Origin of the sequence: Campylobacter sp. BCW_6871 (assembly GCF_001762325.1) — a bacterium.
Taxonomy (GTDB): domain Bacteria; phylum Campylobacterota; class Campylobacteria; order Campylobacterales; family Campylobacteraceae; genus Campylobacter_D; species Campylobacter_D jejuni.
Map to the genome: position 1 here is coordinate 1 of NZ_MJWQ01000076.1, position 870 is coordinate 870.

Consider the following 870-nt stretch of genomic DNA (forward strand, 5'->3'; position numbering starts at 1 on the left):
ATCTAAAGAGTGATTGAAATTTTCTATATTTTGATAAACTTTTTCTAAAAATTCCAAAGGTAAAATAAAATCTTTACTGAGTATGTTTTCTAAAATTTGTTTTAAAGCTAAAGCATCGTCTAAAAATCTTTTAGCATTATCTTGATCTTTTTGTATTTTTTCTTTGAATTTAACTAGGAGTTTATCACTTCTATTTTTAGTTAAACTTTTTGGAAGTTCAAATTTAGGTTTTTCTTTTGTAAGGAGTTTTTCACAACATTCTTTAAAGGAAAGTTCTTCAGTAAAATTAATCCTTGCTCCACCTTCAGTGGCATTGTAAAATTTAGCTTTTTGTTCGTTGCAAGCAAAAAGATATTCAAGCTTTATGCGATAATCATTCCAAGCAATATGAGTTAAAACTTCACCTTTACCTGCATAGGCGGTGACTTTAAGTTTATCTATATTTTCCTCACTACTAAATTTCTCCCCAAAAGCAAAACCTTTTGAGTGTGAATTTCCTTTTTCATCAAAAGCTAAATCTTGTCCTATCATGATAATATTTTTAAATCCTAAAGCCAAAGCTAAAGTATAAGAAAAATGACTTACATGAGTACCTGTATCAATATAGCCAAAGTCGCTAAGATTGAAGCGTTGGTATAAAGCTTTATTTCTTAAAATAATCATACAATTTTCAGCCTTTAAACTACGCGCGACATTAGGATGTGTAGCACACTCAAGAGCAATAATGCTTTGTTTTAAATTTTCTTTATTTTGAAAAAATTTTATTGCCCAATCACTATAGTCTAAATTGGTAACATAATCAGGTATTATGCCTTCTTTTTCAAGCATACTTAAAGCCCCATCAGCACAAAAAATCACTGCTTTATCTTG

At 29.1% G+C, this 870-nt stretch carries 1 protein-coding gene; it reads right to left on the bottom strand.

Annotated features, from left to right (window positions below; genetic code table 11):
- Window positions 1-870 (bottom strand): motility associated factor glycosyltransferase family protein (locus AJ930_RS10660; RefSeq protein ID WP_261659529.1); only part of this gene is annotated, 870 nt, incomplete at both ends.